The 26,416-nt window shown below is 71.3% G+C and carries 24 protein-coding genes; 14 read left to right on the forward strand and 10 right to left on the reverse strand.

All coding sequences use genetic code 11. The annotated features are described in order from the left end of the window. The 5 genes from MILUP08_RS08925 to MILUP08_RS08945 all read left to right on the forward strand — a co-directional run. Positions 1-684 (forward strand): MFS transporter (locus MILUP08_RS08925; protein WP_144056887.1); only part of this gene is annotated, 684 nt, incomplete at its 5' end. 4 nt (positions 685-688) lie between these two features. Further along, positions 689-889 (forward strand): DUF3046 domain-containing protein, encoded by a 201-nt coding sequence (locus MILUP08_RS08930; protein ID WP_007456799.1) that lies wholly within the window; start codon positions 689-691, stop codon positions 887-889. Positions 890-1,073: 184 nt separating this feature from the next. Then, positions 1,074-2,120 (forward strand): recombinase RecA, encoded by a 1,047-nt coding sequence (recA, locus tag MILUP08_RS08935; protein WP_007456801.1) that lies wholly within the window; start codon positions 1,074-1,076, stop codon positions 2,118-2,120. Positions 2,121-2,134: 14 nt separating this feature from the next. Beyond that, the gene (locus MILUP08_RS08940; protein WP_007456803.1) at positions 2,135-2,824 is read left to right on the forward strand and encodes a regulatory protein RecX; all 690 of its coding nucleotides are present in this window, start codon (positions 2,135-2,137) and stop codon (positions 2,822-2,824) included. 32 nt (positions 2,825-2,856) lie between these two features. Then, positions 2,857-3,564 (forward strand): 3-keto-5-aminohexanoate cleavage protein, encoded by a 708-nt coding sequence (locus MILUP08_RS08945; RefSeq protein ID WP_007456805.1) that lies wholly within the window; start codon positions 2,857-2,859, stop codon positions 3,562-3,564. A gap of 15 nt (positions 3,565-3,579) precedes the next feature. Here the strand turns inward: MILUP08_RS08945 and MILUP08_RS08950 are convergent, their stop codons facing one another. Next, the gene (locus MILUP08_RS08950; RefSeq protein WP_007456807.1) at positions 3,580-4,173 is read right to left on the reverse strand and encodes a hypothetical protein; all 594 of its coding nucleotides are present in this window, start codon (positions 4,171-4,173) and stop codon (positions 3,580-3,582) included. Positions 4,174-4,836: 663 nt separating this feature from the next. Here MILUP08_RS08950 and rny point away from each other — a divergent pair. Further along, the gene (gene rny / locus MILUP08_RS08955) at positions 4,837-6,603 is read left to right on the forward strand and encodes a ribonuclease Y (protein ID WP_007456809.1); all 1,767 of its coding nucleotides are present in this window, start codon (positions 4,837-4,839) and stop codon (positions 6,601-6,603) included. Between the two features lie 104 nt (positions 6,604-6,707). Here the strand turns inward: rny and MILUP08_RS08960 are convergent, their stop codons facing one another. The 4 genes from MILUP08_RS08960 to MILUP08_RS08975 form a co-directional block, all read right to left on the reverse strand. Continuing rightward, complete coding sequence (locus tag MILUP08_RS08960; RefSeq protein ID WP_007456811.1) at positions 6,708-7,580, reverse strand: amino acid ABC transporter permease; 873 nt, start codon at positions 7,578-7,580, stop codon at positions 6,708-6,710. Between the two features lie 37 nt (positions 7,581-7,617). Then, complete coding sequence (locus MILUP08_RS08965; protein ID WP_007456813.1) at positions 7,618-8,274, reverse strand: amino acid ABC transporter permease; 657 nt, start codon at positions 8,272-8,274, stop codon at positions 7,618-7,620. An 80-nt stretch (positions 8,275-8,354) separates the two neighbouring features. After that, complete coding sequence (locus MILUP08_RS08970; protein ID WP_007456814.1) at positions 8,355-9,290, reverse strand: glutamate ABC transporter substrate-binding protein; 936 nt, start codon at positions 9,288-9,290, stop codon at positions 8,355-8,357. A gap of 59 nt (positions 9,291-9,349) precedes the next feature. After that, positions 9,350-10,105 carry an amino acid ABC transporter ATP-binding protein gene (locus tag MILUP08_RS08975; protein WP_039905672.1) on the reverse strand — a complete coding sequence of 252 codons (756 nt, stop codon included), beginning with the start codon at positions 10,103-10,105 and terminating at the stop codon, positions 9,350-9,352. A 196-nt stretch (positions 10,106-10,301) separates the two neighbouring features. On the opposite strand from MILUP08_RS08975, the gene selD reads away from it, so the two are divergent. Both selD and MILUP08_RS08985 read left to right on the forward strand, forming a co-directional pair. After that, complete coding sequence (selD, locus tag MILUP08_RS08980; protein WP_039905673.1) at positions 10,302-11,291, forward strand: selenide, water dikinase SelD; 990 nt, start codon at positions 10,302-10,304, stop codon at positions 11,289-11,291. 223 nt (positions 11,292-11,514) lie between these two features. After that, a complete protein-coding gene (locus tag MILUP08_RS08985) occupies positions 11,515-11,994 on the forward strand; it encodes a hypothetical protein (RefSeq protein WP_007456820.1) in 480 nt (159 codons plus the stop codon). Here the strand turns inward: MILUP08_RS08985 and MILUP08_RS08990 are convergent. Next, the gene (locus tag MILUP08_RS08990) at positions 11,940-12,224 is read right to left on the reverse strand and encodes a DUF2277 family protein (protein ID WP_007456822.1); all 285 of its coding nucleotides are present in this window, start codon (positions 12,222-12,224) and stop codon (positions 11,940-11,942) included. The genes MILUP08_RS08985 and MILUP08_RS08990 overlap by 55 nt on opposite strands. Before the next feature lie 56 nt (positions 12,225-12,280). Between MILUP08_RS08990 and miaB the strand changes: the two genes are divergently transcribed. Next, a complete protein-coding gene (gene miaB / locus MILUP08_RS08995; RefSeq protein WP_007456825.1) occupies positions 12,281-13,780 on the forward strand; it encodes a tRNA (N6-isopentenyl adenosine(37)-C2)-methylthiotransferase MiaB in 1,500 nt (499 codons plus the stop codon). A gap of 44 nt (positions 13,781-13,824) precedes the next feature. Here miaB and MILUP08_RS36595 read toward each other — a convergent pair whose 3' ends face one another. The 3 genes from MILUP08_RS36595 to MILUP08_RS09010 form a co-directional block, all read right to left on the reverse strand. Continuing rightward, the gene (locus tag MILUP08_RS36595; RefSeq protein WP_007456826.1) at positions 13,825-15,216 is read right to left on the reverse strand and encodes a pectate lyase family protein; all 1,392 of its coding nucleotides are present in this window, start codon (positions 15,214-15,216) and stop codon (positions 13,825-13,827) included. A gap of 137 nt (positions 15,217-15,353) precedes the next feature. Next, the gene (locus MILUP08_RS09005) at positions 15,354-16,973 is read right to left on the reverse strand and encodes a cellulase family glycosylhydrolase (protein ID WP_007456827.1); all 1,620 of its coding nucleotides are present in this window, start codon (positions 16,971-16,973) and stop codon (positions 15,354-15,356) included. Positions 16,974-17,333: 360 nt separating this feature from the next. After that, positions 17,334-18,542, reverse strand: coding sequence for a DUF349 domain-containing protein (locus MILUP08_RS09010; RefSeq protein WP_007456828.1), 1,209 nt, complete (start codon positions 18,540-18,542; stop codon positions 17,334-17,336). Between the two features lie 201 nt (positions 18,543-18,743). Here MILUP08_RS09010 and MILUP08_RS09015 point away from each other — a divergent pair, with 201 nt between their 5' ends. Genes MILUP08_RS09015 through dapF form a run of 3 tightly spaced genes read left to right on the forward strand, consistent with a single transcriptional unit; the run spans position 18,744 to position 21,263 of the window. Beyond that, complete coding sequence (locus MILUP08_RS09015; RefSeq protein ID WP_007456829.1) at positions 18,744-19,475, forward strand: class III extradiol ring-cleavage dioxygenase family protein; 732 nt, start codon at positions 18,744-18,746, stop codon at positions 19,473-19,475. Next, on the forward strand, positions 19,460-20,404 hold the full coding sequence (gene miaA / locus MILUP08_RS09020) for a tRNA (adenosine(37)-N6)-dimethylallyltransferase MiaA (protein WP_377555672.1): 945 nt from the start codon (positions 19,460-19,462) through the stop codon (positions 20,402-20,404). The genes MILUP08_RS09015 and miaA overlap by 16 nt, the downstream gene beginning before the upstream one ends. Positions 20,405-20,411: 7 nt before the next feature. Then, positions 20,412-21,263 (forward strand): diaminopimelate epimerase, encoded by an 852-nt coding sequence (gene dapF, locus MILUP08_RS09025; protein ID WP_007456832.1) that lies wholly within the window; start codon positions 20,412-20,414, stop codon positions 21,261-21,263. A 288-nt stretch (positions 21,264-21,551) separates the two neighbouring features. On the opposite strand, the gene MILUP08_RS09030 is transcribed toward dapF, so the two are convergent. Beyond that, the gene (locus MILUP08_RS09030) at positions 21,552-23,018 is read right to left on the reverse strand and encodes an NAD-dependent malic enzyme (RefSeq protein ID WP_007456834.1); all 1,467 of its coding nucleotides are present in this window, start codon (positions 23,016-23,018) and stop codon (positions 21,552-21,554) included. A gap of 184 nt (positions 23,019-23,202) precedes the next feature. On the opposite strand from MILUP08_RS09030, the gene hflX reads away from it, so the two are divergent. Together hflX and MILUP08_RS09040 are read left to right on the forward strand one after the other, a co-directional pair. Then, on the forward strand, positions 23,203-24,657 hold the full coding sequence (gene hflX, locus MILUP08_RS09035; protein WP_007456835.1) for a GTPase HflX: 1,455 nt from the start codon (positions 23,203-23,205) through the stop codon (positions 24,655-24,657). Positions 24,658-24,707: 50 nt separating this feature from the next. After that, entirely contained in the window at positions 24,708-26,408 is a 1,701-nt protein-coding gene (locus tag MILUP08_RS09040; RefSeq protein WP_007456838.1) for a hypothetical protein, read from the forward strand. Positions 26,409-26,416 lie beyond the last annotated feature (8 nt).

Here is a 26,416-nt window from a genome sequence, read left to right on the forward strand (position 1 = left end):
GTGGCCGCCGAGGCGCCGACGGGCGGCGGGGCCGGGCCGGCGACCGCGCCGGTCGGTGTGCGCCCGCCGCGCACCGCAGGGATGCGGCTGGCCTGGTCGGTGGTACGCGGACAGCCCGCCGCCCGACTCGGCATCGCCGCCGTGGCGATCGGTCACCTGGTGATGGTGGCGGTGATGGCGATGACCCCGGTCCGGCTCGGTGAGTCGCACGCCGACGCCGACGTGCTGCGGCTGGTCGGGATCGTGTTGAGCCTGCACATCGCCGGCATGTACGCGTTCTCCCCGGTGGTCGGCTGGCTCACCGACCGGCTCGGCCGGCGGGCGGTGATCCTCGGCGGGGTCGGGCTGCTGCTGGCCGCCTGCGCGGTCGCCGGCACCGCCGGGCACCACACGCCCCGGCTCTCGGTCGGCCTGGTCCTGCTCGGGCTGGGCTGGTCGGGGACGATGGTGGCCGGCTCGACGTTGCTCTCCGAGTCGGTGTCGGCCGGTGTGCGGCCGAGTGTCCAGGGATTCTCCGATCTGATCATGGGGTTGGCGGGGGCCGGCGCCGCGGTGCTCAGCGGGTTTGTCATGCAGCTCGCCGGTTATCCGGTGCTCACCCTGCTCGCGGCGGTCGCGACCGTGCCCCTGGTGGCGCTAGCGTTGCGCCCGGTGCCGACGGGGGCACCGGGCGAGGAGGATTGATCACGTGCGGCTGACCGACTTCTGGGCGCGGCTGGAGGAGGCGTTCGGGCCGGGCTACGCGGCCAGCATCGCCCGCGACCAGGTGCTGTCCCAGCTCCATGGGCGGACCATCGAGCAGGCGCTGTCGTCGGGGGAGCAGACGCACGTGGTGTGGCGGGCGGTCTGCGCCGCGTATCCCGACCGCGTGCCCGCCCGACTACGCTGAGCAGCCTTTTCGCCGGTTCCGCGTGTCGCTTGTCGAGTCGTACACCTGTTCGGCTATTGTCCACAGCGGGGTGCTCGTCCACAGCTCGCGGCCCGTCGGCTGGTTTTCTGTCGGACCCAGCGCCTAGCGTGTCCGCGTGACGCGAAGCTCAGCAAAGACGCCGGCGAAGGCAGGGGTGGCAACCATGGCAGCAGGGCCTGACCGGGAGAAGGCACTCGACCTTGCTCTCGCTCAGATTGACAAGCAATTCGGCAAGGGCTCGGTGATGCGACTGGGTGACCGGCCGGTTGTCCAGACCGCGATCATTCCGACCGGCTCCATCGCGCTCGACGTGGCCCTCGGCATCGGTGGTCTGCCCCGTGGCCGGGTGGTCGAGATCTACGGCCCGGAGTCCAGCGGTAAGACCACGGTGGCTCTGCACGCGGTGGCCAACGCCCAGCGCAACGGCGGCATCGCCGCCTTCATCGACGCCGAGCACGCGCTCGACCCGGAGTACGCGAAGGCCCTGGGCGTCGACACCGACGCCATGCTGGTCTCGCAGCCGGACACGGGCGAGCAGGCGCTGGAGATCGCGGACATGCTGATCCGCTCCGGCGCTCTGGACATCATCGTGATCGACTCGGTGGCGGCCCTGGTGCCGCGCGCCGAGATCGAGGGCGAGATGGGCGACAGCCACGTGGGCCTCCAGGCCCGGCTGATGAGCCAGGCACTCCGGAAGATCACCGGTGTGCTCAGCAACACCGGCACCACGGCGATCTTCATCAACCAGCTGCGGGAAAAGATCGGCGTCATGTTCGGCAGCCCGGAGACCACCACCGGTGGTCGGGCGCTGAAGTTCTACGCCTCGGTCCGGCTCGACGTGCGACGCATCGAGAGCCTCAAGGACGGCACCGACGTGGTCGGTAACCGCACCCGGGTCAAGGTCGTGAAGAACAAGGTGGCCGCGCCGTTCAAGCAGGCCGAGTTCGACATCATGTACGGCAAGGGCATCTCGCGTGAGGGCTCGCTCATCGACGTCGGCGTGGAGCAGGCGATCATCCGCAAGTCCGGAGCGTGGTACACGTACGACGGCGACCAGCTCGGCCAGGGCAAGGAGAAGGCCCGGGAGTTCCTGAAGGAGAACCCGGACGTGGCCGCCGAGATCGAGAAGAAGATCCTGGAGAAGCTCGGCGTCGGGGTCGGCGCGGGTGACGCCGCCGGTGGCCCGGAGCTACCGCCTGTCGACTTCTGATCGGTCGCTGACCAGTGGCAGGACGACGCGCCCGTACGGGGCGGGGCTGGGATGCCAGTCCGCCTCGTACGGGCGACGCCAGTGACCCGCCCCGCCCTCGCCGGGGCGGTCGGGCCGAGCAGCAGGTCGACAAGCCGGAGTCGCCGCCTCGCGACGAGTCGGAGGTGGCTCGCGAGATCTGCCTGCGCCAGCTCGCCGTCCGGCCCCGCACCCGGGCCGAGCTGGCCGACGCGTTGGCCAAGCGGGGCATCTCCGAAGAGGTCTCGGCCGAGGTGCTCGACCGCTACGACGAGGTCGGCATCATCGACGACGCCGCGTTCGCCCGCGCCTGGGTGTCCAGCCGGCACACCGGTCGGGGCCTGGCCCGCCGGGCGCTCGCCAACGAGCTGCGCCGCAAGGGCGTCGACGGCGAGGTGGCCACCGAGGCGCTGGGCGAGCTGGACGAGGAGACCGAGGCGGCGACCGCGCGCGCTCTGGTGGACCGCAAACTGCGTACCGCCCGGGGTGAGCCCGACGCCGTCTTCCGCCGCCTGGTCGGGATGCTGGCCCGCAAGGGCTACCCGCCCGGCGTGGCCATCCGCGCGGTGAAGGACGCGCTCGCCGCGCAGAGCGCCGAGGCGGCCGAGTTCGCCGAGCAGATCGATGCGGACGCGCTCGCCGACGCCGAGGGCGATCTGGAGCGCGACAGCCGTCCGCTCGACTGAGTGACGTGCTGGGTGCGGTGGGGAGTGACCCGATGCTGAAGGCGTGTCTGAACGGCCAGCGCAGCCGTGCGGCCCATCCGGCCGTGCCGGTGACCCCGACGGAGCTGGCCGCCGACGCGTCCCGCTGCGCCGCGCTGGGCGTCGCGGCAGTGCACGTCCATCCCCGGGACGCGGGCGGCGTCGAGTCGCTGCGCCCGGCGGTGATCGCCGACGCGCTGACCGCGATCCGTGCGGCCAGTCCGGGGCTGCCGGTGGGGGTGAGCACCGGCGCCTGGATCGAGCCGGATCCGGCCGCCCGGGTGGCCGCCGTCCGGTCCTGGTCGGTGCTGCCCGACTTCGCCTCGGTCAACGCGCACGAGCCCGGTGCCGAGGGGGTCGCCGCCGCGCTGCACGAGCGCGGCGTGCTCGTCGAGGTGGGGGTCTGGACACTCGACGCCGTCGAGGCGTACAGGTCCTGGCGGGTGCCGGTCGGCCGGATCCTCGTCGAGTGCATGGCCGAGGAGGCACCTGTCGCGTTGGCCGATGCGGCACGGATCCTCGCCGCGCTGCCGCCGTCCGGCGTCGCACCGGTGCTGCTGCACTCCGAGGGGCCGGCGACCTGGGCGGTGCTCGCCGAGGCGGTCGGCCGTGGCCTGCACACCCGGATCGGTCTGGAGGACACCCTGCTGCTGCCCGACGGCACATCGGCGCCCACAAACGCCGCGTTGGTCACCGCGGCGCTGGCAGCCGGTGCCCAGTGAGCCGCCGACGTCGCGTCAGCGGGGGAAGCGCAGGCTCTTCACGATCAGGTCGCACCCGGCCCGCATCTCCGCCACCAGACGATCGTGGCGACAGTCGACCATGAACGTGTCGGTGCTGCCCGGTACGACGCCGTAGACCATCACGTCTTCGACACCCGGCAGCGTCGCGGTGCTCGGCAGGGGTCCGGGGGCAAGTTCGGAGAGGTTCATCCGGACAGCCTTCGCGCCGTCCAGGGTCAGGCGTTCCATCGATGGATTCGGCGGCATGATGGCGGGGTCGTCGATCAGCAGCAGATCCATCGGTGATCCCTCCACCGAGTTGGCCGGTGACGTCAGCACCGTGACGGTGTCACCCTCGGTCGCTCCCCTGGGCGAGATCTGGGCGCAACCCGGGTCTTCGCGCGGAGGGCAGGGGCCTGTCGTCCAGCCCCTGGGTGCGGTGAAGCTCACCCTGCCGTCGACGGTGCCGGTCCGCTCACCCGGTTCGAGTGCGGTCGTACTGCCCGACCGTGCAGCCGGACCGTTGTTCACGCCCCGGCGGGCGAGGATCACCACGACGCTGAACGACAGCACCAGCACCACGCCGAACAGGAGCATCTTCCGCATCATGCATGGACCGTACGGGCGGCTCAGAACGTCGACAATCGCCCAGCCGTCCCGGACCGCGCTCCGTTGTACGTGAAGGTGGAGTGTGGGTCTGGCACGAGTTGGTCCGGTGCGGCCGGTTGTGGTCGATGGGGTCGCTGTTGTCACACAGCCGGCTCGGCGGATGGTGTCCTCGTCGCTGAACAGGTACGACATCCGGATCGAGGCCCGTCAGCTCGCCGCGTTTGTCCCTCGGTGTCCGCAACGACATCAGCTTTGGGTGACGCTACAACTTCGCTCCGTTCGGGGGGTTTGATCATGAGTCCTTGACCAGACCGCCCTTGGCGACCTAGCCTCGCCATACAGGCTCACATTGCCCGACCAGCGCAGGCTAAGCGCACAACATAGATCTCGTAACAGAACAGCATCACTTTGGCCGACTCCGCGGCCTTTGGCGGCAGTTCCGGACTGGCCGGTCCGGCGCTCCGCGACAACTGCACCCGGTCGCCGACGATGCCCGAGGGCACCGCCGGCGGAGAGAGCTATCCACGGCCAGCCGCTCCGGTCGGGCGTCCACAGCCGCAGGAGTGTGCCTCGGGCACAGTCGCTGCGGTCTCGACGTTCAGGGGAGGCGGCCATGGCGGCGCGGCGGCACAGGTTCACCGGTAGACCTCACGGGGTCCCGGCATGAACGCCCTCGACGTCGTGCTCCTCGCGGCCGTCCTGATCCTCGCGGTGGTCGTGGTCGGGGCGGTGCTGATCGGCATCCGGACGATGCGCCGGATGGGCACGGCGCCGGCCCCGGAGGATCCCGCCTTCATCGCGGAGAAGGACCGTCAGGAGCAGTCCCTGGCCGCCCTGCGCAACGCCGCCGACCAGGCGAACAGCACGATCGACGTGGCGAAGTCCGCCGCCTCCGCGGCTCATGCCGAGGCGGCGGCGGCGAAGGCCGAGGCGAAGGCGGCCCGGGCCGAGGCCCGGCGGGTGCTCGACGACGCCCGCGCCGAGGCGGACACCGTGCTGGAGCGGGCGCACAAGCAGGCCGAGGCCGACGCCGAGCAGCTCCGTACGGCCGCGCGGCGCAGCGGCGAGCGGGAGGTCGCGGTGCTCGCCGCCACCACCCGGGAGCAGGCCGCGGAGGTGGAGCGCCGGGCGGCCCGGATGGACGAGCGGGAGCGCCTGCACACCGAGGAGGTGGAGCGGTTCGCCGAGCGGGAGCGGCAGCTCACCGCCGCGAGCGCCGCCCTCGCGGCCCGGGAGTCCGCGCTCGCCCAGCGCGAGACCGAGCTGGCCGAGGCCGAGGAGTTGCGCCGTCGGGAGCTGGAGCGGGTGGCCGGTCTCACCGCCGACTCGGCCCGACTGGAGTTGATCGACGCGATCGAGACGTCCGCCAAGCGGGAGGCCGCGCTGCTGGTGCGCGACATCGAGTCCGACGCGCGCAACACCGCCGAGCAGCGGGCCCGACACATCGTGGTGGACGCGATCCAGCGGGTGGCCAGCGAGCAGACCGCCGAGAGCGTGGTCAGCGTCCTGCACCTGCCCGGCGACGAGATGAAGGGCCGCATCATCGGCCGGGAGGGGCGCAACATCCGCGCCTTCGAGTCGGTGACCGGGGTCAACCTGATCATCGACGACACCCCCGAGGCGGTGCTGCTGTCCTGCTTCGACCCGGTGCGCCGGGAGGTCGGCCGGCTCACGCTGGAGAAGCTGGTGCTCGACGGGCGGATCCACCCGCACCGGATCGAGGAGGTCTACGACCTGGCCCGCCAGGAGGTGGAGCAGCTCTGCCTGCGTGCCGCCGAGGACGCCCTGGTCGAGGTCGGCATCACCGAGATCCACCCTGAGCTGGTGACCCTGCTGGGCCGGCTGCGCTACCGCACCTCGTACGGGCAGAACGTGCTCAAGCACCTGGTCGAGACCGCGCACATCGCCGGCATCATGGCCGCCGAGCTGCGGCTGGACGTGCCCACCATCAAGCGGTCGGCGTTCCTGCACGACATCGGCAAGGCGCTCACCCACGAGGTCGAGGGCAGCCACGCCATCATCGGCGCCGACCTGGCCCGCAAGTACGGCGAGCACGAGGACGTGGTGCACGCCATCGAGGCGCACCACAACGAGGTGCCGCCGCAGACCATCGAGGCCGTGCTCACCCAGGCCTCCGATGCCTGTTCCGGCGGTCGGCCGGGCGCGCGTCGGGAGAGCCTGGAGGCGTACGTCAAGCGGCTGGAGCGGATCGAGGAGATCGCGGCCGGGAAGCTCGGTGTCGACAAGGTGTTCGCGATGCAGGCCGGCCGGGAGATCCGGGTGATGGTCAAGCCGGACGACGTGGACGACATCGGGGCGGCCGTGCTGGCCCGCGACGTGGCCAAGCAGATCGAGGAGGAGCTGACCTACCCGGGTCAGATCCGGGTCACAGTGGTCCGCGAGTCCCGGGTCACCGAGATCGCCCGCTGACCCGGCGGGCCCTTGATCGACACGCTTTCAGCGATATCGGGGTATCCCGTCGCCGGTGATACCCCGATATCAACGAACCCGTGTCGCCCGGCGGCCCGCCGCCCTCAGATCATCCGGGCGGAGTCCGCGCCGGCGTCCTGGGCGGGCAGCACCTTGGCCGCCGTGCGCGGTGTGCGACCCATCCGCTTCTGCAACCACCAGGCCAGGGCCGACAGCGAGCCGCAGATGGCGATGTAGATCGCCGCCACGATCAGGTACGTCGGCACGTACGGCAGCCCGAACGGCAACCGACCGCCGATCTGCTTACCCACGAAGAGCAGCTCGGGGTACGTGATGATGAAACCCAGTGCGGTGTCCTTGAGTAGCACCACGAGCTGGCTGACGATCGCCGGGAGCATCGACCGGACGGCCTGCGGCAGCAGGATCAACCGCAGCACCTGGTTCTTGCGCAGGCCGATCGCGTACGCGCCCTCGGTCTGCCCGTACGGCACGGCGTTGATGCCGGCCCGGAAGATCTCCGCGAGCACCGAGCCGTTGTAGAGCACCAGCCCGATGACCAGCGCCCACAGCTTGTCGATCGACCAGCCGTACTGCAGCGGCACGTAGTAGCCGAAGAAGATCAGGATCAGCAGCGGGATCGCCCGGAACAGTTCCACCACGAACGTCGCCGGGGCCCGCAGGATCCACTTGTCGCTCAGCCGGCCGCTGGCGAAGACCGCGCCGAAGAGCAGCGCCAGGACCGCGGCGATGCCGGCCGCCTTCAGCGTCGCCCCCAGGCCGCCGAGCAGTTCCCGTTGCACCGAGGCGTACTGGAACTGCTCCCACTTGCGGGCCTCGAACTGGCCGGTGTCGGCGAACTTGTAGCCGACGTAGGCGAGCAGCGCGATGATGCCGACGGTGGAGGCGACGCCCAGAATCGCGTTGCGCCGTCTGGCGCGCGGGCCGGGCAGGTCGTAGAGGATCGACGCCTGGCTCAACTCAGCCACCTTCCGTTCGCGACCACACCGACGGCGCTCATCGGGCCACTCTCCACTTGCGCTCCAGGAACCGTTGCAGGGCAACCAGCGGCAGGATCAGGATCAGGAAGCCGATGGTGATCCAGAGCAGGACGGCGAACTGCGGCTCACCGCGCTCGGCCATGTACGCCGGGATCGCACCGGCCTCCAGCACCGAGAACCCCGCGGCGATCGTGGTGTTCTTCAACATCGCGATGTACACGCTCATCATCGGCGGGACCATCGCCCGCAGGGCCTGCGGCAGCACGATGAGCGTGAGCACCTGGCCGAAGGTCATGCCCAGCGCACGCGCCGCCTCGGCCTGCCCGGCCGCGACCGTGTTCACGCCGGAGCGGATCACCTCGCAGACGAACGCCGAGGTGTAGACGGTCAGCGCGATGGCGGCGCTGGGAAAGTAGTCGATGTTGACGTCGAGCTTCGGAACCGCGAAGACGAGGAACGCGAAGACAAGCGTCAGAGGGGTGTTGCGTACCAGGTTGACGTACGTGGCACCGAACGCCCGCAGGGCCGGCACGGGGGAGACCCGCATCGCGCCGAGCAGCGTGCCGAGGACGAGGCTGCCGACCGCGGCGATCAGGAAGAGTTTGACGGTGTTGGTGAACCCGTCGACGAACAGTTGCCCGTTGTCCGTCAGTACGCGGAAGAACTCGCCCATGCCTCGCTCTCAGTCCCTGGGGCGGGCGCCGGACGGGGACGAGCCCCGTCCGGCACCGCAACTCGTGTCGAGCCGGTCGGTCAGTACCGTTCGACCTTGGGCGGGGTGCCCGCCGAGCCGGACTTGCCGAGCGTGCCGTCGTAGATCTTCTGCCACGTGCCGTTCGTGAAGGCGGCCTCGATCTGGTCGTTCACGTAGTCACGCAGCGCCTTGTCGTCCTTCGGCAGGCCGATGCCGTACTTCTCGGTGCTGAACGGCTGGCCGACGACCTTGAGCTCGTCCGGGTTCTGCGCCGCGTAGCCCTTGAGGATGGCGTCGTCGGTGGTGACGGCGTCGACCTTCTTGTCCAGCAGCTGCGAGACGCACTCCGAGTAGGTCTTGAACTCGACGATGTTGTTCGCCTCGGTCAGACCCTCGTCGCGGACCTTCTGGATCGGGGTCGAGCCGGTGGCCGAGCAGACCTTCTTGCCCTTGATGGTGTCCTTGCCGGTGATCGACGTCTCGTCCTTGCGGACCAGCAGGTCCTGGCCGGCGATGAAGTACGGGCCGGCGAAGGAGATGTCGTTCTTGCGCTTGTCGGTGATCGAGTAGGTGCCGACGTAGTAGTCGACCTCACCACCCTTGATCGCGGTCTCCCGGTTGGCCGACGCGATCTCCTTGTACTCGATCTTCGAAGGGTCGACGCCGAGCGTGCTGGCCACGTACTGGGCGATCTCGATGTCGAAGCCGCACCGCTTGCCCTGGGCGTCCTTGTAGCCGAGGTTCGGCTGGTCGAACTTGACCCCGACGGAGACCTTGCCCGCCGCCTTGATCTTTTCGAAGGCCGGGCTGCCGGCGACGGCCGCGTCCGTCTTCGGGGTGAAGGTCGCGCCGGAGCTCTTGCAGGTGTCTCCCTGGGCGGCACCGGAGGCGTTTCCACCGGCGCTCGGCGTCGGCTCACCCTCCTTGCCGCAGGCTGCGGCGGACAGGGCGAGGGACGCCATCATGGCGACCGCCGCCACGCGCTTCATACGCATACTCTTCTCCTTCTTCGACGGAGCCCACCGAGGTGCGGTGGTAGCTCCACTACGGACGCCTAGTGCGTGAGGATCTTGGAGAGGAAGTCCTTGGCGCGTTCGCTGCGCGGGTTGGCGAAGAACTCCGCAGGGGAGGCGTCCTCGACGAGCTTGCCGTCGGCCATGAAGATGACCCGGTTGGCGGCGTGCCGGGCGAAGCCCATCTCGTGGGTGACCACGACCATGGTCATGCCGTCGCGGGCCAGCGAGGTCATCACGTCCAGCACCTCGCCGACCATCTCCGGGTCGAGGGCGCTTGTCGGCTCGTCGAAGAGCATCGCCTTGGGCTGCATGGCCAGGGCGCGGGCGATCGCCGCCCGCTGCTGCTGGCCACCGGAGAGCTGGGCCGGGAACTTGTCCGCCTGGTTGGCGATGCCGACCCGGTCGAGCAGGGCCAGGCCGCGCTCGCGAGCCGCGGCGGGCTTCTCCCTGCGGACCTTTACCGGCCCGAGGGTGACGTTCTCCAGGATGGTCTTGTGGGCGAAGAGGTTGAAGGACTGGAAGACCATCCCCACCTCGCTGCGCAGCCTCGCGAGGGCCTTGCCCTCGGCCGGCAGCGGCTGACCGTCGAAGGTGATGGTGCCGGAGTTGATCGGTTCCAGTCGGTTGATGGCGCGGCACAGCGTCGACTTGCCGGAGCCGGACGGGCCGATCACCACGACCACCTCGCCCCGACCCACCGACAGTGAGACGTCGTCGAGCACGTGCAGCGGCCCGAACCACTTGTTGACCGCGTCCAGCACGATGAGCGGTTCGCCCGTCGTCACGTCGTCCACCGTCCCTGTCGTCTCCCCGGATCGGGGTCGGTTGACCCCCGGTTGGGCAACTGTAGGCGGCGGGCTGTGGCGGAGCGCAACTCAGTTGGTCACGGAGCGGTAACACCGGTCACGATCGGTGTCGAGGGTCCGATTTCGGTCATCGCGCGGGCCGCAACAGTGGCGGCGGCACCGGATGCCCGCGACGATGGGAAGCATGACCGAACCGGTACGCCTGACCAAGTACGCCCGCGGCGGTGGCTGCGCCTGCAAGATTCCGCCGGGTGAGCTGGAGGCCATGGTGGCCGGTCTCGGCCCGGCCACCGGCACGGCGGAGCTGCTTGTCGGCCTGGACCACGGCGACGACGCCGCGGTGGTCCGCCTGGACGAGCGGACGGGCCTGGTCAGCACCGCGGACTTCTTCACCCCGGTCGTCGACGACGCGTACGACTGGGGGCGCATCGCCGCCGCCAACGCGCTCTCCGACGTGTACGCGATGGGCGGCATCCCGCTGGTGGCGCTCAACCTGCTCTGCTGGCCGCGCGACGTGCTGCCGCTGGAGTTGGCGCGCGAGGTGCTGCGCGGCGGCCAGGACGTGGCCCGGCAGGCGGGCTGTCACCTGGCCGGTGGGCACAGCGTGGACGACGACGGTCCGAAGTACGGCCTCGCGGTCACCGGCACCGTCCGTCCGGAGGAGTTGATCACTCTGGACGCCGGCCGGGCCGGGGTGCCGCTGTCGCTGACCAAGCCGCTCGGGGTGGGCGTGCTCAACACCCGGCACAAGGCCACCGGCGAGAGCTTCCCGGAGGCGGTCGCCACGATGAGCGCGCTCAACTCCGACGCCGCGCGGGCGGCGGTCGCCGCCGGTATCCGGTGCGGCACCGACGTGACAGGCTTCGGCCTGCTCGGGCACGCCTCGAAGCTGGCCCGTGCCAGCCGGCTCACGGTGGCCATCGACACCGCCCGGGTGCCGTACCTGGCCGGAGCGCGGGAGGCGCTGCGCGACGGGTACGTCAGCGGCGGCAGCCGTCGCAACCTGGACTGGGTCACCCCGTGGACGGATTTCGGCGCGGCGGACGAGGGTGAGCGGTTGCTGTTGGCCGACGCGCAGACCTCCGGCGGTCTGCTGGTCGCCGGTGAGCTGCCGGGCGCGCCAGTGGTGGGCGAGCTGCTGCCCCGCGGCGAGCACCTGGTGGTCCTGCGCTGACGGCCACGGCGGCGCGATGACACGCGGGCGCGATGACGCGGACGGCGCACGATACCCGATAAACTGTCACCTTCCCGCTACTCCGAGCAATGCCGCTCAGGGAAATTTTGCCCGGAATGGTCACAGACCGGTAACTTGCCCCCGGCTGGGGTCAAATGCCCCCCACCATCGTGAGTAAGGCCCGATCCGGAGGCCGGTGGGACGAACGCAGCGAGGAGGCGGAATGACCGAGCTGTGGAACTGGAGAATCGATCGGGTACGACCCGTGGAGGTCTACCCGGCGCTGGCCGAGGCGCTCGGCCGGGTGGTGATGCCGCTGGCGGTGGCGGACCCGGCCCGACTGCCGGCGTACGCGGTGGTGTGTGACGTCTGGCAGGCGCCGGGCGAGTTCTCGACTGTCATCGACTGCTACGGGGTGCCCGACCGGCTCTCCGAGCACGCCAGCATCGCCGCGCTGGCCCGGCTGCTGGGCCGCGACTGTCTGCTGCGCGACGACACGCTCGACGCCGGCCGGCACCTGCTCGTCGCACCGGACGGGACGGTCCGCCCGGTGCACTTCGACGTCCGGGACACCGACGACGGCGAGGTGCTCAGCCGGCGGCGGCTGTGCACGCTCGGTGATCCGGGCTGTCGGGGCTGGTCGCAGTGTCACCGTTCGCGCTGGGCGCCCGACACCGTCGCGCCGGTGCTCGCCGCGGCGTGACCCGCAGCGACCGAGCTCGACCCGCCACCCCGCACGACCAGCTGGTCGAGCAGGGTGCGGGTGGCCTCCGTCACGGCGGCCACCGCGGCCTCGAACGCGGCGGCGTTGTGCGCGGCGGGCGCCCGGAAGCCTGAGATCTTCCGGACGTACTGCAACGCCGCCGCCTCGATGTCCGCGTCGGTCACCTGCGGGGTGAACGGCTCCCGCAACGTCTTGATGCTTCGGCACATGTCGGGTGCTCCTCGGTTCGGGGCGATCCGGTCGACCCGGATACGCTGTCCTGGTCATGACTACCGCAGCGGCGGGCAGCCCGCGCACCTACCAGGTGCGCACCTACGGCTGCCAGATGAACGTGCACGACTCCGAGCGCATCTCCGGCCTGCTCGAACAGGCCGGCTACGTGCGTGCGCCCCAGGCCGACGACACCCCGGACATCGTCGTCTTCAACACCTGCGCGGTGCGGGAGAACGCCGACAACCGCCTCTACGGCAACCTCGGTCATCTGCGCCCCGTGAAGGACAAGCACCCGGGCATGCAGATCGCCGTCGGTGGTTGCCTGGCGCAGAAGGACCGCGGCGAGATCGTGCGCAGGGCGCCCTGGGTCGACGTCGTCTTCGGCACGCACAACATCGGCGCGCTGCCGGTGCTGCTGGAACGCGCCCGGCACAACGCGGCCGCCGAGGTGGAGATCCTGGAGTCGCTCGACGTCTTCCCGTCCACGCTGCCGACCCGCCGCGAGTCCACGTACGCCGGCTGGGTCTCGATCTCGGTGGGCTGCAACAACACCTGCACGTTCTGCATCGTGCCCTCTCTGCGCGGCAAGGAGAAGGACCGCCGTCCCGGCGACATCCTCTCCGAGGTGCGCGCCCTGGTCGACGAGGGCGTGCTGGAGGTGACCCTGCTCGGGCAGAACGTCAACTCCTACGGCGTCGAGTTCGGTGACCGGTACGCGTTCGGCAAGCTGCTGCGCGCCTGCGGCGAGATCGACGGGTTGGAGCGGGTCCGGTTCACGAGCCCGCACCCCAAGGACTTCACCGACGACGTGATCGCCGCGATGGCCGAGACGCCGAACGTCTGCCACTCGCTGCACATGCCGTTGCAGTCCGGCTCCGACGACGTGCTGAAGGCGATGCGCCGGTCGTACCGCTCCGAGCGCTACCTGGGGATCATCGAGAAGGTCCGGACGGCGATGCCGGACGCGGCGATCACCACAGACATCATCGTCGGCTTCCCCGGTGAGACGGAGGCCGACTTCCAGCGCACCCTGGACGTGGTGCGCGAGTCCCGGTTCTCCTCGGCCTTCACCTTCCAGTACTCGAAGCGCCCCGGCACCCCCGCCGCCACGATGGACGGCCAGTTGCCCAAGCAGGTCGTGCAGGAGCGCTACGAGCGGCTGATCGCCTGCGTCGAGGAGATCTCCTGGGCGGAGAACAAGCGCCTGGTGGGGGAGGCCGTCGAGGTGCTTGTCGCGGTCGGCGAGGGCCGCAAGGACGAGCGGACCGGGCGGCTGTCCGGCCGGGCGCGTGACGGCCGGCTCGTGCACTTCGACGCCGGCAGCTTCGCCGGGTCGATCCGGCCCGGCGACATCGTGCGGACCACCGTCACGTACGCCGCGCCGCACCACCTCAACGCCGACGGAGCGCCACTGTCGCACCGGCGGACCCGGGCCGGCGACGCCGCCGAGGCGGGCCGCTCCCCGCGTACCCCCGGGGTGTTGCTCGGTCTGCCCACGATCGGCGCGCCGGCGGTCGCGCCCGCGCCCACCGGCGGCTGCGCCGCGCACTGATCCGGTCGGGGCCCGCCGGCGCGGCGGACCCCGACCGACCACGGTCAGACCGTGATACGACCGGCGCCGGCGCCTGCCGTCACGATGGACTTGACGTTGCTCGCGGTGTCCAGTTGGTACGAGTACGGGATGCTGGCGACGCTGCCGCCGGTCTGTCCGGCGGGCGAGTTGACGAAGTGGTTGTTGCGGGCCACCAGGCGGCCCGGCCCGGAGTCCGCCTCGCCGAGGTGGTACGTGTCGTTGACGTTCTCGAAGTAGTTGCCCTCGACGAGCACGCCGGCGTTCTCGGTGGAGGCCACGCCGTAGCCGCCGTTGGCCCGGTAGTAGTTGTTGTAGACGTGCACCGGGTTGCCGAAGCGCACCCGGGGGTTGCGCTGCCTGCTGCCGTCGAACCAGTTGTGGTGGTAGGTCACCCGCAGGTGGCCGGTGTCCTGGGCGCCGTTGTCGTCGCTGTGGCCGAGCAGCATGGTCTTGTCGTGGTTGAAGACCCGGTTCCACGACACCGTGACGAAGTCCGACCCGCGCTTGATGTCGACCGCGCCGTCGTACCCGTTGCTGAAGGTGTTGTGGTCGATCCAGATGTTGGTGGCCGACTCCTGCACGTTTATCGCGTCGTCGTTCCAGTCCCGGAACGTCAGGTTCCGGATGATGACGTTGCGGTCGCCGCTGACGTTGAGTCCGCAGCCGACGATCGTCGCGCCGGAGTTGCCGAGGACGGTCTTGTTGGACCGGACCCGCAGCATGCCGGAGCAGGAGATCGTGCCGGACACCCGGATCACCGCGGCGCCGCTCGCGTTGAGGGCGCTGGTAAGCGCCGAGGCGTTGCTGACGGTGGTGGTCGGTGCGCCGCCTCCGCCGGTGGTGCCGCCGTTCTGGGTGGCCCAGCCGACGAGACCGGTCGGTGGCGGCACGCTGGGCGGTGGATCGCTCGGGATCGGCGGGGTCGTCGGGGTGCCCGGCGTTCCCGGCGTGCCTGACGTGCCCGGGGTGCTCGGCGTGGTCGGGGTGGTGGTGCCGCCGGTGCAGGCGACGTTGTTCAGGGTGAAGCTGGTCGGGTCCGGGTTGCTGGAGCTGTTCCAGCTCGCGTTGAACCCGAACGAGGCGCTGCCGTTGGTGGCCAGGGTGCCGTTGTAGTCGACGTTTGTGGCGGAGACCTGGGCGCCGCTCTGGGTGGCGGTGGCGCCCCACGCCTGGCTGACCTGCTGGCCGGCCCCGTACGACCAGCGCAGCGTCCACCCGGAGACCGGGTCGCCGAGGTTGGTGACAGTGACGTTGCCGGTGAACCCGCCCGGCCACTGGCTGGCGACCGAGTAGGCGACCCGGCACCCGGCGGCCGCCTGGGCCGAGACGGCGGTCAGGAGCCCGCCGGTGACTAGGGCGGCGGTGGTGGCGGCGGTGGTGGCGAGCAGCGTCATCCGACGCTGTGGTGTGCGCATGCTGCTTCCTCTCGATGAGGCGGACAGACCGTCGCGACGCCCATGCCCGTGGGCGGCGAGGTGGGCCGCATAGAAGCCAGTGGATGTCATGCCCGGGTGGCCGACGCCCACGACGTGGGCGCCGGCCACCCGGTGGCTCAGCAGCTCGCGCCGTTGAGCTTCACGGTCGCCGGGGTGCTTGCCGTGCCGTTGGCGGTGAAGCCCACGGTGACCGAGGCCCCCGCCGCCAGGGACGGCGCGTGACTCGGCGCGGCAGCGGTGACTGTCGTACCCGACTGGGTGACCGTGGCGTTCCAGCCACTGCCCAGCGTCACGCCGGACGGCCAGGTCCAGGTCGCCGACCACGGGTTCACCGCGGCCGTGCCGGTGTTCTTCACTGTCAGTTCGCCCTGGAAGCCGCCCTGCCAGGCGTTCACCTGCCGGTAGGTGGCCGTGCAGGCACCCGGGGGCGGTGTCGTCGGCCCACCGGTAGGTCCACCCGTCGGCCCGCCGGTCGGTCCGCCCGTGGGTCCGCCGGTGGGTCCGCCACCGGACGGCGCGATCAGGTACGGCTGAAGGATCGCCTGCTTGGTGGTGTTGATGTTCGTCCAGTCGTCGAGCGCGATGCCGCCGGTGTCACCCGAGTTGGGGTTCCACGACCAGTACGTGAAGGACATCCCGGTCACCCCGGTGCCCGTGTACGCCATCAACTTCTCCAGCCACACCCGGTCCTTCGGGTCGGCCAGGGTGCTGCCGAACTCACCCATCATGATCGGGGCGATGTTCTGCTTGTAGAGGTAACCGAAGTACTTGTCCCAGATGGCCGGCATGTTCGCCGGGTAGTCCGGGGCGTCGAACCAGGTCTGCCGGTACACCGACGTGGCGTACTCGTGCGGCGAGTAGACCAGCCGGTTCGCCACGTTCAGCCGTACCGGGAACTGGCCGGCCTTCGACAGGTTGCCGCCCCACCAGCCGCAGTCCTCGTCGTTGCTCGGGTCGTTGTCCCACACGTTGGAGAGGCCACCGCTCGGGCAGCTCACCCCCTCCACGAAGATCAACCAGTTGGGCTGGACACCGAGGATAGCGTTGCCGGCCCGCTCGGCGGCGAGCCGCCAGTCCCGCGCCGTGTCGCCGCAGCCCCAGCACGCGCCGGTGGCAGCCGGGTTGGTGCCCTCGGCGTGCGGCTCGTTGTGCAGGTCCGCGCCGATCACCGTGGGATTGCCCGCGTACCGCTGGGCGAGCATCTTCCAGTCGTTGATCCAGGTCGCCTCGGAGACCGTCGGCGTGTACCACAGCGGCGACTGCCCGGCCGACGTCGGCCGGTGCCGGTCCAGGATGATCCGCATCCCCTTGCTGCCCGCGTAGGCGATCACCTTGTCCAGGATCTGCAACGGCGACAGCCCGATCAGGTCCGGGTTGACGAAGTCGTTGATCCCGGTGGCGGTCGCGCCCGGCTTCAGCGCGTCGTTCGAGTACGGCACCCGCAACGTGTTGTAGCCCAGCCGGGCCATCGTGTCGAGCTGCCCCCGCCACGGATTGCTCGACCAGAGCCCGTGGAAGGTCTTGTTGTCGGTCTCCATGCCGAACCAGTTGATGCCTGTCAACCGGACCGTGGCGCCGGTGCTGTCCACGATCTGACTGCCGTTCGTGTGCAGATAACCGGTGCCGGTGCCCGCGGCGGAGGCCGGGGTGGTGCTGACGGCGGCGGCGAAGAACACGCCGGCCGCGACGGTGGCGAGCGCGGTCAGCGCACCGCCGAGAGCTTTGGGACGGAACATTCGAGCTCCACTTCACAGGCCCGGCGTCGGCCATGAGGCCGCGCGGGCGAGCTGCCGTCGGCACGTCACGGCCCCTCTGGGGTACGCGGACAGTGCGCGACGGTCCATGTCACGCGGACGGGGACACTCGCGGAAGCTCACCGGCCGATCCTCGACAGCGGAGACCCGCCGTCGTCGCCCTCGTCCCGGTGGCCCTACCTGGCTCCGTCGCCCATTCTCATCAGCCCGCCTCGATGCGTCAACTGCACACCCCGCCGCCCCGCCCGCGCCGACGCGTCATCCCGGACACGCGAGAGCCCCCGGACACGCGAGAGCCCCCGGTCCCGCGCGGGGGACCGGGGGCTCTCGGACAGCGTCAGGTCAGCCGGCCTGCTCGGCGAGCTGGAGGAACTGGCGCTTGGAGGCGAGGGCCTGCTCGGCCTCCTTGATGCGGCGGGCGTCCCCGGCGCTCTGCGCCCGGGCCAGCCGCTCCTCGGCCTCCGCCACCTGGGACCGCATCTGGGCGAGCAGCGGGTTGTCCTCCTTGGTGGTGCGGCGCCACGCCGAGTCCATCACGTCGCGGACCTTGTCGTCGATGACACGCAACCGGCGTTCCAACCCGGCGGCGGCCTCGCGGGGCACCCGGCCGGCCTCGTGCCACTGGGCCTGGATCTCCCGCAGCTTGGCCTGGGCGCCCTTGGGGTCGGCGTCGATGTCCAGGGCCTCGGCCTCGGCCAGCAGAGCCTGCTTACGCTCCAGGTTGCCGCGCTGCTCGTTGTCGCGGGCGGAGAAGACCTCGCTGCGCCGGCTGAAGAAGGCGTCCTGCGCGGCCCGGAACCGTTCCCAGAGCTTCTGCTCGGCCTCCTTCGAGGCACGCGGGGCGGCCTTCCACTGCGTCATCAGCTCCTTGAGCTGGTTGGCCGTGGCCGCCCACTCGGTGGAGTCCCTGATCTTCTCGGCCTCGGCGACCAGCTCTTCCTTGACGGTCTGCGCCTGCTTGCGCGTCGCGTCCAGGGTGGCGAAGTGGGCGCCCCGACGTCGGGTGAAGCCGTCCCGTGCGGCGGCGAACCGCTTCCACAGCTCGCCGTCGGCCTTCTTGTCGACCCCGCGAATGGTCTTCCACTCGTCGAGGATCTCCTTGAGCCGGTCACCGGCCGTCTTCCAGCCGGTGGACTCGGCGGCGAGCTTCTCGGCCTCCTCGACCAGCGCGGTCTTGCGGGCCAGGGCCTCGCCGCGGGCGGCGTCCCGGGCGGCACGCGCCTCGGTGGCCTTCTCCTCGGCGACTGTCGACAGCTTGTCCAGCCGAGCGGCCAGGGCGTCGATGTCGCCGACCACGTGGGCCTCGGGCAGCGTCGCGCGGATCCGCTTGATCGTGCTCAGCGAGTGCCCGGCGTCCGCCGCGCCCGAGTTGAGCCGCGCTTCGGTCAGGTCCACCTCGGTGACCAGGTCGGCGAAGCGGCGTGCGAAGTGCGCGAGACCCTCCTCCGGTGCCCCCGCCTGCCAGGATCCGACCACCCGCTCGCCCTCGGAGGTCTTGACGTAAACGGTGCCGTCCGCGTCCACCCGTCCGAAGGCAGTCCAGTCGCTCATGTGCCCATCCTCGTTCTCCCGGCGTCGAGGGAACAGTCCCCCGTCGCCGCCACGGCGCAGCCAAGTTACTTCCGGCATTGTCACAGGTCCGACCCGGTCCGCGTCGAGCGCCTATCGCCGACCGTGACCATACGGTGTCCTAGAGCCTGATTGACCGTATCGGCGCGGAGACGCACCGGGCATTCCCGCTACGGTGAACGGGTGCCACTGGTCGCCGCCGCTGTCTGCCCCCATCCGCCTCTGCTCGTGCCCGAGGTCGCGGGTGCCGCCGCGGGGGAGCTGGACGACCTGCGGGCGGCCTGTGACCTCGCCGTACGCCGGCTGCTGGCCGCCGATCCGGACGCGGTGGTGCTGCTCGGTGTCGGCCCGTCGACCGGCCCGATCCGGCCCCCGGCCACCGGCACCCTGCAGCCCTGGGGCGTCGACCTGGACGTGCCCCTGATCCCCGGTCAGCCGGACCGGGGCGCGGTGCTGCCGTTGAGCCTGACGGTCGGCGCGTGGCTGCTGGCCCGGCACGCCGAGAGTTCCGCCGTGGCCGCCGCGCCGGTGAGCGCCGTGCAGGTGACCGCCGACGCCGGACCGGTCGAGGTGGCCGCGCTCGCCGAGCAGGTCGCCGGGTCTGGCGACCGGGTGGCGCTGCTGGTGCTCGGCGACGGGTCGGCCTGCCGGGGGGAGAAAGCGCCCGGGTGCGACGACGAGCGCGCCCTCCCGTACGACAAGCGGGTCGCCGCGGCCCTGGCCGAGGCGGACCTGGACGCCCTGCGCGGCCTGGACGCGGGCGTGTCGGCGCAGTTGAAGGTCGCCGGCCGGGCGTCGTGGCAGGTGCTCGCCGAGGCGGCCCGGTCGAGCGGCGGCGGGTGGCGCGGCGAGCTGCTGCACGACTCGGCCCCCTACGGCGTGGCCTACTTCGTGGCGTCCTGGGAGCGCGCGTGACCGGCGGCGGCGCGGTCCCGGCCGGCACGGTCGTGGCGGTGGTCGGGCCGACGGCTGCGGGCAAGTCGGCGTTGAGCATCGCGCTCGCGCACGCGCTGGACGGGGAGGTGGTCAACGCCGACTCGATGCAGCTCTACCGGGGCATGGACATCGGCACCGCCAAGCTGACCCCCGCCGAGCGGGACGGTGTGCCGCACCACCTGCTCGACATCTGGGAGGTCACCGAGCCGGCGAGCGTCGCGGAGTACCAGCGGCTGGCCCGCGCGGCAGTGGACGACATCCTCTCCCGGGGTCGGGTGCCGTTGCTGGTGGGTGGCTCGGGGTTGTACGTGCGGGCGGTGCTGGAGCGCTTCGAGTTCCCCGGCACCGACGCGGCGCTGCGCGAGCGGCTGGAACGGGAGTTGGCCGAGGTGGGCCCCGCGCCGCTGTACGCGCGGCTGCGTGCCGCCGACCCGGTCGCTGCCGAGGGCATCCTGCCCGGCAACGGCCGGCGGATCGTCCGTGCCCTGGAGGTGATCGAGTTGACCGGTGCGCCGTTCACGGCGTCGCTGCCGCAGCCGACGCCGTACTACCCGTCCGTGCAGCTCGGCGTCGACCTGGACACCGGTCTGCTGGACGAGCGGATCGCGCTGCGGGTGGACCGGATGTGGGCCGACGGTCTGGTGCCGGAGACCCGCGAGCTGGTGGGTCGGGGGCTGCCCGAGGGGCGGACGGCGAGCCGGGCGCTCGGCTACCAGCAGGTGCTGCGGATGCTCGCCGGTGAGCTGACCGAGGCGCAGGCGCACGACGAGACGGTCCGGGCCACCCGGCGTTTCGTCCGCCGCCAGCGGTCCTGGTTCCGGCGCGATCCGCGGATCCACTGGCTGGATTCGGCGATGCCGGACCTGATCGGGGCCGCCCTGCGTCTGGCGCCGGCCACTGCGCGATGATGGGGGCGTGGAGTTCACCAAGGGCCACGGCACCGGCAACGACTTCGTCCTCCTGCCCGACCCGGACGGTCAGCTCGACCTGACCCCGGAGTTGGTCGCCGCGCTCTGCGACCGCCGGCGGGGCATCGGCGCGGACGGCGTGCTGCGGGTCGTCCGCGCGGCCAAGCATCCGGACAGCGCCGGCCTGGCCGGTGAGGCCGAGTGGTTCATGGACTACTGGAACGCCGACGGTTCGTTCGCCGAGATGTGTGGCAACGGCGCGCGGGTCTTCGTCCGGTACCTGCTCGACAACGAGCTGGCCACGCCGGTCGGCGCGGCGCTGCCGCTGGCCACCCGGGCCGGCGTCGTGCGCGCGCTGGTCGAGGGCGACGCCGTGTCCGTCGAGATGCGCCGCCCCCAGGTGTACGACGCCTCGACCGCCACCCTGGGCGGTCTGACCCTGCCCGGCACCGCCGTGGACATCGGCAACCCGCACCTGGTCTGCGTCCTGCCGGCGGGCGTGGAGCTGGCCGCCCTGGACCTGACCGTCGCGCCCGGGTTCGATCCGGAGGTCTTCCCGGCCGGCGTGAACGTGGAGTTCATCGTGGCGGGCGATCCGGTCGACGCCACCGACGCGCACTCCCTGATGCGGGTGTACGAGCGCGGCAGCGCCGAGACCCTGTCCTGCGGCACCGGCGCGTGCGCGGTGGGCGCGGTGGCCCTGCGCGACGCCGGCCGGGACACCGGAGTGGTCGCCGTCGACGTCCCCGGCGGACGCCTCACGGTGACGGTCACCGAGAACTCCTGCTGGCTGTCCGGCCCCGCCGTCCTGGTGGCCACCGGCGAGGTCGACCTCTCCACCCTGTCCGCCGCCGCCTGACGCCGGTCTGGTCCGCGCGCCCCGGCTGCCGCCGTCCGACCCCGGGCTGGTCCGCACGCCCGGGCTGGTTCGTGCGCCCGGGCTGGTCCGCACGCCCGGGTTGTCGCCGGGCTGATCCGCGCGCCCGGCTGCCACCGGTCTGTGGTGGTCCTTTGCTCTGCTTCACCCGGCGCAACGCTCAGTGTCCGATTATCGGACACTCGCCGTTGCGTGGGTTGAAGCAGAGCAAAGGAGCGGAGACGACCCAGCCGAGGCTCGCCTCCCGGTGTCACACCGAAGGACTACTGGTCAGGGCGTCGCGCTGGCGTTGGCGGCGATCTCGGGGAGGTCGGACGGGCCCGGGTCTGCTGCCGGCAGCGGGCTGGGGTTGTGCGCGGCGGCCCGGACGGCGGCGGCGACCGCCGGGGCGACCCGCGAGTCGAAGACGCTCGGCACGATCACCGTCGGGTTGATCTTGTCCTCGCCGACGACGTCGGCGATGGCCCGGGCGGCGGCGATCGCCATCTCCTCGGTGAACTCCTCGGCGTGCGCGTCAAGCATCCCGCGGAACACGCCCGGGAAGGCGAGCACGTTGTTGATCTGGTTCGGCTGGTCCGAGCGGCCGGTGGCCACCACCGCGGCGTACTTTCGGGCCTCCCGCGGGTCGACCTCCGGGTCCGGGTTGGCCAGCGCGAAGACGATCGAGTCCTTCGCCATCTGGGCGATGTCGTCCCCGGTGAGCAGGTTCGGCGCGCTGACCCCGATGAACACGTCGGCGCCCCGGATCGCACCGGGCAGGTCACCCGCGTAGTTCTCCTTGTTGGTGTTCTCCGCCAGCCACTGCCACGCCGGGTTGAGGTCGGTCAGGCCGCGGTGCAGGGCGCCCTGGCGGTCGTACGCGATGATGTCGCCGACGCCCTGGCGCAACAGCAGCTTCATGATCGCGGTGCCGGCCGCGCCGGCGCCGGAGACGACCACCCGCACGTCCGCGAGCTGCTTGCCCACGACGCGCAGCGCGTTGGTAAGCGCGGCAAGCACGCAGATCGCGGTGCCGTGCTGGTCGTCGTGGAAGACCGGGATGTCCAGCGCCTCGCGCAGCCGGGCCTCGATCTCGAAGCAGCGCGGCGCGGCGATGTCCTCCAAGTTGATCCCGCCGTACGCGGGCGCGATCGCCTTGACGATCTGCACGATCTCGTCGGTGTCCTGGGTGTCCAGCACGACCGGCCAGGCGTCCACGCCGCCGAAGCGCTTGAACAGTGCGGCCTTGCCCTCCATCACCGGCAGCGACGCGGCCGGGCCGAGGTTGCCCAGCCCGAGCACCGCCGAGCCGTCGCTGACCACCGCGACGGTGTTGCGCTTGATCGTCAGCCGTCGGGCGTCCGCCGGGTTCTCGGCGATCGCCATGCAGACCCGGGCCACCCCCGGCGTGTACGCGCGGGACAGCTCGTCACGGTTGCGCAGCGCGACCTTGGAGGTCACCTCGATCTTGCCGCCGAGGTGCAGGAGGAACGTGCGGTCCGACACCTTGCGCACGTCCACGCCGTCCAGCGCGGTCAGCGCCTCGACCACCTGATCGGCGTGACCGGCGTCGGCGGTGTCGCAGGTCAGGTCGACGATCACGTTTGTCGGGTCCGAGTCCACCACGTCAAGCGCCGTGACGATCGCCCCGGCCTCGCCGACGGAGGTGGTGAGCCGGCCGATCGAGGACGCGTCCGCGGTAACCGCGATCCGGATGGTGATCGAAAATCCGGCGCTCGGCAGTCGGGTGATGGCCACGGGATCCCTCCGTCACGGCTGTGCGGCCGGTCGGCCGCCGCCCCGCCTTTCTACCGGGTTGTCGAGGTCGACCGGTATTCGCCCCCACTTTTGGCGACGTCCAGCACGGGCATATAGCAGGTGCGTTCGGCGTTGTGTCATGTCAGGATTACGTTCTACTCATCATTTCGGACAGGAGAACCGCTTGCGAGACCAGGAGAGCTTCGTCCCCGTCGAGGACGAGTTCGACGACGTCACCACTGGCGAGATGGAGCTGTCGGAGCGACAGTCCCTGCGACGCGTCCCGGGCCTGTCAACCGAGCTCTCCGACGTCACCGAGGTGGAATACCGCCAGCTGCGGCTGGAGCGGGTCGTCCTGGTGGGCGTCTGGACCGAGGGCACGGTGACCGACGCCGAGAATTCCCTCACCGAGCTGGCCGCGCTGGCCGAGACCGCGGGCTCCCAGGTGCTCGAAGGTCTGATCCAGCGTCGCACCCGACCCGATCCGGCCACCTACATCGGCCGCGGCAAGGTCGACGATCTGGGCGCGGTGGTGCTCTCCACCGGCGCCGACACGGTCATCTGTGACGGTGAGCTGTCCCCGTCGCAGCTGCGCAACCTGGAGCAGCGCACCAAGGTCAAGGTCGTCGACCGCACGGCGCTGATCCTCGACATCTTCGCCCAGCACGCCAAGAGCAAGGAAGGCAAGGCGCAGGTCGAGCTGGCCCAGCTGCAATACCTGCTGCCCCGGTTGCGCGGTTGGGGTGAGACGCTCTCCCGGCAGACCGGTGGTTCCGGCCGCGGGGGCGGCGCCGGCGGCGGCGTGGGTGTGCGTGGTCCCGGTGAGACCAAGCTGGAGACCGACCGGCGGCGCATCCGCCACCGCATCTCCCGGTTGCGCCGCGAGATCAAGAGCATGCGCACGGTACGCGTCACGAAGCGGGCCCGTCGTACCCGCAACTCCGTGCCCGCCGTGGCCATCGCCGGCTACACCAACGCCGGCAAGTCCAGCCTGCTCAACCGGCTGACCGGCGCGGGCGTGCTGGTGGAGAACGCGCTCTTCGCGACGCTCGACCCGACCACCCGCAAGGCCACCACCTCGGACGGACGGCTCTACACGCTCTCCGACACCGTCGGCTTCGTCCGGCACCTCCCGCACCAGATCGTCGAGGCGTTCCGCTCGACGCTTGAGGAGGTCGCGGAGGCGGATCTGGTGGTGCACGTCGTCGACGGCACCCACCCGGATCCGGAGGAGCAGGTCCGGGCCGTGCACGAGGTGCTCGCCGAGGTGGGCGCGGACCGGCTCCCCGAGCTGCTGGTGGTCAACAAGACCGACGCGGCCGACGAGGACAGGCTGCTGCGCCTCAAGCGCCTCTGGCCGGAGGCGATCTTCGTCTCGGCGTACTCGGGGCGGGGGATCGACGCCCTGCGGGCGGCGATCGAGGAGCGGCTGCCGCAACCCGCCGTCGAGGTCCGGGCCGTCCTGCCGTACGACCGGGGTGACCTGGTGTCCCGCGTGCACCGCACCGGCGAGGTGCTCAGCACGTCGCACCTGCCGGAGGGCACCCTGCTGCACGTCCGGGTCAGTGCGGCGCTCGCCGCCGAGCTGGCGCCGTTCGACGTCGCGCGGGAGGGCCAGGCGGTCGGCAGCCGGCCCTGAGCGCCCCCGGCGTCATCCACCGGAAACGCGTGGCATGCGACACTGGCCGAATGCGCCGCGTTGTTTCCTCGGTCACGGTTGCCCTCGGCCTGCTCGGGGCAACCGTGGCGCTGGCCGGAGTAGCCGTTGCCGCTCCCGCTCCCGGATCATCCCAGCCGCCCGCCGCCACTCCCGGCAAGAAGCGCTGCACGGTCGCCGACGAGCGGCTGCGGGAGCTGTCCGGGCTGGTGGCGACCAAGAGCGGCTACATCGTCATCAACGACGGCACCGACGTTGAGGCGCGCAAGCGGATCTTCTTCCTCGACAGCAAGTGCAAGGTCGTCAAGGAGCCGGTCCGCTACTCGGGCCAGGGGCCGTTCGACACCGAGGACCTGGCCGTGTCGCCGAAGGGCGACACCCTGTGGATCGGTGACATCGGCGACAACACCAGCAGCAAGGAGCGGCGGTCCCGGATCGCGGTCTGGACCATGCCGATCAACGGCAGCAAGCAGCCCGTGCTGCACCGGCTCTCCTATCCCGAGGCCAAGCCGCACGACGCGGAGGCGTTGCTGGTGGGGGCCGACGGCCTCCCGCTGATCATCACCAAGGTGTCGAGTGGCAACTCGGAGATCTTCACCCCGACGGCGAAGCTGAAGAACGGCGACACCGCGCCGGTGCCGATGAAGAAGGTCGGCGAGATCAAGCTCCCGAAGACCACTACCGAGAACCCGCTGAGCGTGTACGGGCGGTCCGCGGTCACCGGTGCCGCCCGATCGCCGGACGGCAGCCGCGTCGTCATCCGGACGTACGCGGACGCCTTCGAGTACGACGTGACCGGCGGCGACATCGTCGGGGCGCTCACCACCGGCAAGCCGCGGGTGACGCCACTGGCCGACCCGTTCGGTGAGGCGATCTCCTACACGTCGGACGGGAAGACCTTCGTCACCGTCTCCGACGGTGGTCAGCTCACCGCGGACGAGCCGGTCGACATCCTGAGCTACACGCCGTCCACGAGCGTGGCGGCGGCCGTGGCCGCTCCCGGGGGTGCCAAGCCTGCCGCCGGGAAGTCCTGGGTCGACGGCCTCAGTTTCGACGACATCACCTACCTCGTGGGTGCGGTCGGCGTCCTCGGTCTGCTGCTCGTCGGCGCCGGCATTTTCGGCATCCTGCGGGCCCGCAGCCGGCCACCGTCGGCGGAGCCGGCTGACGGGTCGGGCTCGGATGTCGACCCCGACGACAGGCGCGGCGCGCTCGCCGACGGCGGCGTGCCGGGGGCCGGAGGCCGTCCCGCCCCCGGCGTCTACGGCGGTGCGGCGGCCGGTGGCGGCGTCTACGGCGCCGGTCCCGGCCGGGGCGGTGCCGCTCCCGCCGGAGGTGCCGTCTACGGCGGCGGCGCACGCCCACCGGGCGGTGAGGGTGGTGGCTACGGTCCCGCCCGTCCGGGCGGTCGCGGCGGTGCCGCTCCGGCCGGTGGCGGTGTGTACGGCGGCGCCGGCGGCGGGGGCCGTCCGGCGGGTGCTGGCGGAGGAGGCCGTCCGGCGGGTGGCGGCGGCGGAGGCCGTCCGGCGGGTGGCGGCGGTCGACCCGGCAACGGCGTGTACGGCGGCGGTGGCCAGCCCGGCGGGGGTCGGGCCGAGCCGCCCCGGCGTGGCGGGCAGGAGCCGGACTACCAGGGCCAACGGCCGGCCCGCAGGCGGGACGGCGATGCGCCCGCCGACCCGTACGAGCAGTATCCCGGGGGCGGCCGTGGCCACCGGGGCGACCGCTACTGACGCGGTCC

Source organism: Micromonospora lupini str. Lupac 08 (assembly GCF_000297395.2).
GTDB classification, from domain to species: domain Bacteria; phylum Actinomycetota; class Actinomycetes; order Mycobacteriales; family Micromonosporaceae; genus Micromonospora; species Micromonospora lupini.

Bases quoted from the DNA above. Each gene is read 5' to 3' on its own strand.
- recA (WP_007456801.1), top strand. From the start codon at position 1,074: ATGGCAGCAGGGCCTGACCGGGAGAAGGCACTCGACCTTGCTCTCGCT.
- MILUP08_RS08945 (WP_007456805.1), top strand. From the start codon at position 2,857: ATGCTGAAGGCGTGTCTGAACGGCCAGCGCAGCCGTGCGGCCCATCCG.
- MILUP08_RS08950 (WP_007456807.1), bottom strand. From the start codon at position 4,173: ATGATGCGGAAGATGCTCCTGTTCGGCGTGGTGCTGGTGCTGTCGTTC.
- rny (WP_007456809.1), top strand. From the start codon at position 4,837: ATGAACGCCCTCGACGTCGTGCTCCTCGCGGCCGTCCTGATCCTCGCG.
- MILUP08_RS08965 (WP_007456813.1), bottom strand. From the start codon at position 8,274: ATGGGCGAGTTCTTCCGCGTACTGACGGACAACGGGCAACTGTTCGTC.
- MILUP08_RS08970 (WP_007456814.1), bottom strand. From the start codon at position 9,290: ATGCGTATGAAGCGCGTGGCGGCGGTCGCCATGATGGCGTCCCTCGCC.
- selD (WP_039905673.1), top strand. From the start codon at position 10,302: ATGACCGAACCGGTACGCCTGACCAAGTACGCCCGCGGCGGTGGCTGC.
- MILUP08_RS08985 (WP_007456820.1), top strand. From the start codon at position 11,515: ATGACCGAGCTGTGGAACTGGAGAATCGATCGGGTACGACCCGTGGAG.
- MILUP08_RS08990 (WP_007456822.1), bottom strand. From the start codon at position 12,224: ATGTGCCGAAGCATCAAGACGTTGCGGGAGCCGTTCACCCCGCAGGTG.
- miaB (WP_007456825.1), top strand. From the start codon at position 12,281: ATGACTACCGCAGCGGCGGGCAGCCCGCGCACCTACCAGGTGCGCACC.
- MILUP08_RS36595 (WP_007456826.1), bottom strand. From the start codon at position 15,216: ATGCGCACACCACAGCGTCGGATGACGCTGCTCGCCACCACCGCCGCC.
- MILUP08_RS09005 (WP_007456827.1), bottom strand. From the start codon at position 16,973: ATGTTCCGTCCCAAAGCTCTCGGCGGTGCGCTGACCGCGCTCGCCACC.
- MILUP08_RS09010 (WP_007456828.1), bottom strand. From the start codon at position 18,542: ATGAGCGACTGGACTGCCTTCGGACGGGTGGACGCGGACGGCACCGTT.
- MILUP08_RS09040 (WP_007456838.1), top strand. From the start codon at position 24,708: ATGCGCCGCGTTGTTTCCTCGGTCACGGTTGCCCTCGGCCTGCTCGGG.